Annotated in this window: 4 protein-coding genes and 1 pseudogene; 1 reads left to right on the forward strand and 4 read right to left on the reverse strand. The window is 61.6% G+C overall.

What is annotated here, in order from left to right; all coding sequences use genetic code 11:
- Positions 1–141 (forward strand): annotated as a pseudogene (locus FFK22_RS40955) (IS6 family transposase); the annotation flags it as partial.
- Positions 142–205: 64 nt separating this feature from the next.
- Here FFK22_RS40955 and FFK22_RS40960 read toward each other — a convergent pair.
- The 4 genes from FFK22_RS40960 to FFK22_RS40975 all read right to left on the reverse strand — a co-directional run.
- Entirely contained in the window at positions 206–1,465 is a 1,260-nt protein-coding gene (locus FFK22_RS40960; RefSeq protein WP_138893182.1) for a 6-phosphofructokinase, read from the reverse strand.
- 204 nt (positions 1,466–1,669) lie between these two features.
- Positions 1,670–2,689, reverse strand: a complete 1,020-nt coding sequence (locus FFK22_RS40965; RefSeq protein ID WP_221939272.1) for a hypothetical protein — start codon at positions 2,687–2,689, stop codon at positions 1,670–1,672.
- A gap of 235 nt (positions 2,690–2,924) precedes the next feature.
- Complete coding sequence (locus tag FFK22_RS40970; RefSeq protein WP_186002955.1) at positions 2,925–3,878, reverse strand: OmpA family protein; 954 nt, start codon at positions 3,876–3,878, stop codon at positions 2,925–2,927.
- 204 nt (positions 3,879–4,082) lie between these two features.
- A partial coding sequence (locus FFK22_RS40975) for a bile acid:sodium symporter family protein (RefSeq protein ID WP_143956961.1) occupies positions 4,083–4,910 on the reverse strand: 828 nt, incomplete at its 5' end.

The following is a 4,910-nucleotide window of genomic DNA, read 5'->3' on the forward strand; positions in this document are numbered from 1 at the left end:
ACGCAGCGATTCCTGTCGATGCACGCCGCGACCTACAACACCTTCAATGTTTGCCGCCATCTCATCACCGCACGCACACACCGACTCTTCCGAGCCGAGGCGTTCGCGGCATGGCGGAATGCCGCTGGCGTCGCGGCCTGAATCTGGCGGATGCCGATCTGGTCGCGGCCACGCTCGACAACGTGACAAAGCCGTTTAGTCCGCCTTAGATTGCAAATGTCCCAACTAATTTCTTCGGCGCTTGTACGTTCCGTAGCTTCACATAGTCAGGTAGGCCCTGCTTATATGGTGGATAGGCTTCGCCGGCAATGAGGGGAGCCAAATAGCGACGGGCCGCCTCGGTGATCCCGAAACCGTCGGCGGTGATGAAGTGAGGCGGCAGCAGCTTCTCGCGGTTGGCGACCAGAGACAGCGGGGCTTCGACGACATCCCAGCGATACGGATCATCGCTGAGCCGGCGGATCGCCGGCATCACCGCGTTCCTTCCTGCGACAGCGAATTCCACCGCCGCCCTGCCGACCGCGTAAGCTTGCTCAACATCCGTCTCAGAGGCAACGTGCCGGGCCGACCGCTGGAGGTAGCCGGGAGTTGCCCAACGGCACTTGCAGCTGAGCTTCGCGCTAATCAGACTGGTGATCAGCGGCGCGACGCCTCCCAGCCGCGTATGGCCAAAGGCATCCTTTGTGCCAGCCGAGAGAAACTCTCCGTCTGATCCCTTGATTCCTTCCGACACGGCGATAACACAGTAACCGTGTTCGGCTAAAGCCTGGTTGACCTTGGCTAGAAACCTTTCCTCATCGAACACTACCTCCGGCAGAAGCAGAATGTGCGGAGCATCGCCTTCATGCTCAGCGGCGAGGGCACATGCGGCGGTGGTCCAGCCGGCGTGTCGGCCCATGACTTCGAGCGCAAACACATTGGTTGAGGTACGGCTCATCGCCGCCACGTCGAGCGCCGCCTCACGAAGCGAGATCGCCGCGTATTTCGCTGCTGAGCCAAAACCTGGCGAACAGTCTGTTATCTCCAAGTCATTATCGACCGTCTTGGGAATGCCGACGCAGATAATCGGATCGGCCAGACCAGCACTCATCTCGCTGACCTTCCACGCAGTGTCTTGCGAGTCACCGCCGCCGTTGTAGAAAAAGAACCCGACATCGTGCGCCCGGAATACCTCGATCAAGCGTTCATATTGCGCGCGGTGCTCATGAACCGGCCCGAGTTTGTAGCGGCAAGACCCAAAGGCAGCTCCCGGGGTGTATTTGAGCGCAGCTATCGCAGCTTCCGGCTCAAGGCTTGTATCGATTAAATCTTCCGTCAACGCGCCGATGATGCCATTCCGGCCGGCATAGACTTTGGCGATGTGGTCCGGATGCTGCCGCGCAGTCTGCAGCACCCCGCACGCCGAGGCGTTGATCACAGCGCTGACGCCACCGGACTGGGCATAGAAAGCGTTCTTCCGAGCCATCGCAGTTCTCCCAGGCTAGTGCTGCGGTTTTTCGGGTGAGACCGGTACCCACCTCGAGTTCGGACAAAGACCCGGGCGCACGCGTTTCGGGCATATAGCCCCAGACGACCAGCACGCCACAGAGGCGAACTGGTGCCAAACCAAGCGCAGCCGTGTTCGCGCCGAACTGCGCACTTGCGTGAGGCTTCGCGTCTGCACGCCGGGTCATGCCTGCCTCTTCCGCTTCGGCCGGATGAGCAGCCGTGCCAGGCGGATCCCCCGCGGCACCGTGTTCGGCCGGCGCAGCCGCGGATCGTAGCCGGCGAGGCGCCGGTCGTTCTCGGCCAGGCAGATATCCATCAGGTCGGCCGGGTCGACCTCCTGGTTCGACACCGACTGCGCGCTGGTCAAGGTGAAGGCCGCGTCACTCTTCTCGCTCCTGCTCATGCCCCGGGCGAAGCTGATGCGCTCGCGGATGACCAGGATCCAGATCGACAGCGTCTTCAGCGTGAACCAGGGCCGCCGCCACCACGGCATGGTGCGGCGGCGCCAGGCGAGCCAGTTGGTGAAGAACAGGATGTGCCGCCCCTCCTCCTGGATCACCGGCTCGAAGGTCTCGACCAGCGCCTCGGGGAAGTAGCCGGAGCGGCGTGCCATCTCGAACAGGCCGAAGGCGAAGAAACTGTCGACGCATTCGCTGATGCCGGTGGTCATGAAGGCCCGCTCCGGATCCTTCGGCTCGACATAGTCGGGCTCCGGCTTCAATGCGATGCCGTAAAAGGCGACGAGGTGGGATAGCACCTCCTTGTGCCGGCCCTCCTCGAAGCCCATCAGTTCCAGGGCCTCGCGCACCGCCGGGTCCTGTACCGTGCGGGCGTAGCTGCGGATGCGCAGCCTTGCCCGCCCCTCGACCTGCACCGCGGTGTCCCAGATCGGCAGAGAGACCAGCCGCTGCTGCGCCTCCGGATCCAGCACCGGCCAGGGGATCACCGCCGGTTTGTAGGGGTTGAAGGTCTCCCGCATCACCTGGCTGAACATCCGCTTGTGGCGGTCGGAACCAGCCGGGGCCGCCCCATCCTCATCAAACCGCCAGCGGCGCGCGGCGGCATCCGCGGCGGCGACTGCCTCGAGGACGGCCGCGCCGGCGCTCGGTAACGCGTCCGTCAATGTCGCGATATTCGTGCCGTCATCTGCGACATCGAGCGGCGCAGGCTGGCGGAACGCCTTCGACTGCGGGCTGCTCACACCAGCCTCCGGCCGCGGACGCGCGGCATGCGAGCGCGGCGATCGGTCAGGAGCGGGACGATGCTTCGAGCAAGCATCTGATGGTTGACAGTTGCCTTCTCGAGTTCAGACGAGCGTTGCCATGGATCGGATCTTTCCGACCACGGGCATTCCGGACGTCGGTGCCGTCGAATACGCCGTGGCCTTCCTCCACATTCGCCTCGAAGCGGTGAAACCATGCACCGAAGGACCTCAGTCAGTTCAGAACGATCTCGACCCGGCGGTTCTGCGGCTCGCGGACGCCGTCGGCCGTCGGCACCAGCGGGTCGGCCTCGCCGACGCCGCGGACGGTGATCAGGCCGTCGGCCACGCCGTCAGCGACGAGTTCGCGGCGCACGGCCTCACCGCGGCGGACTGACAGGGCCTGGTTGTACCGGTCCGAGCCCGAGCGATCGGTGTGCCCGGTGACATTGATCTGCGTGGTCATGCCCTGAAGCGCGTCCGTGGCGGCCGAGGCCACGATCTGCTTCGCCTCCGGCGTCAGCCTCGAGCTGTCGAAGTCGAAGAACACGAGATAGCTGCGGGCCTGGGTGACCTGCGTGACCTCGGGCGGCGGCGGCGGCGGGGGAACGAAGGTGTAGCGCACGCCGACCAGGAAGCTGTGGTTGTTGTTGCTGTCCGAGGTGATGCGCTCGCCCTTGTCCTTGAAGGTTGGCCCGGTGGTGCCGAGGTAGCGGTATTCGAGGGAGGCGGCCAGGGCCGGGCTGAAGTTGTAGGCGACGCCGGCGATGCCCGCATAGGCGAAGGCCGTCTGTGTGTCCTGAAAGAACTGGTCGTTGCTGCCGCGGAAATCGGCGCTGATGATGCCCAGCCCGATGCCACCGCCGATATAGGGCACGAAGGGCGAGCCGAACTCGAAATCGTAGTAGCCGTTCACCATTATCCCGAGGGTCGTCTGATGGTTGTCGCCGTCGTGGCTGTTCTCGCGAATGCTCACCTCGAGGTCGGCGCGCAGGCTACCCCAGTCATAGCCGCCATAGATGTTTCCCGCCGGTCCGACATCGTAGTTGTCGATGTTCAGGTTGTTGTCCTGGAGCAGATTGATGCCGGCACCGGCACCGACATAGAACCCGGTTCCCTGCTGGGCCAGGGCGGATGTCGCGGCCATCAGCGTGGTCGTGACAGCGGCGAAGACGGCGAGTCCGCGCATTCGTCCCTCCATCGATGGGGTCAGTCCGTTCCGGCCGAAGTGTAGGCGACCCGAAGCGCGAGGTTTTTGACATAACGCAAATCCGGCCGGGCCACGCTCCAGCGACCGTCAGGCATGGCCTCGGACTCACGGTCCGACCCTGGCGCTATGCCAGGATCACGGCTTACGGCCGGATTGCCCGGCGGCTGAAGCAAGGCAAGCTAGTCATCGGCGCCGCATCACCCTGGCGAGGACGAGGAGCGCAATCAGATTGACGACCAACGCCGCAATCAGCATCACCGTCACTCCTGGCGTGTCAGCGCGAGGTCCCACCAGGATCAGCGCCGCCGGAAAATTACGGCTTCCCGCCCCAAGCGCAAAAATATTCTGTGTTTTCACGTCAATTGCGCCCAGAAAATATCCAATCCCGATGATCGCCAACAGATAGAGCGCGTAGCTGCTCATAGCCAGGCTGCCGACTGTATCGAGAATTGATTGGAAATTGAATCCAAAGAGCATCACGATGAGCAGAGTCAGAACTATGTTAGAAATTGTCTTCATTGCCACGATAAGGGATGCAAGATTGCGCAAACCGATTTCTGATGCCATCATTCCAACTGATACTGGAACCAACATGAATAATACCAAAGATTTAGCAAGATTGTAAAAATCAATTTCTATAACACTTAATAAAAGAGACATCAAAAACGGTGCAAGAACGAGACTCCCAACTATCAGTATCACTGTGATGGCTGCCGCATAAGTAACATCACCCCCATACGCTCTTGCGATAGTGGGCAAAAATGGTCCGCCCGCCGCGACGCTTAGAGCCAGCAGTCCAGTCTCGTGATCAGGTTGAAGTGGCATCGTGCGAGCCAGTGCGGCTGCAACCAAAGGTGAGATGACAAAGTTGACCAACAATGTCAGAAAAATTGAAAGCGGCCTCCTTAGCTCAGCAATCACATTGGCCAAGCGCGTGCTCATTCCCAACGCCAGCATATTGCTGACGATGAAAGTATATACACAAAACTCAATGAACTCTTGCAGGTAGCT

The sequence above is a fragment of the Mycobacterium sp. KBS0706 genome (genome assembly GCF_005938675.2).
In the GTDB taxonomy this organism is placed as follows: Bacteria; Pseudomonadota; Alphaproteobacteria; order DSM-16000; family Inquilinaceae; genus Inquilinus.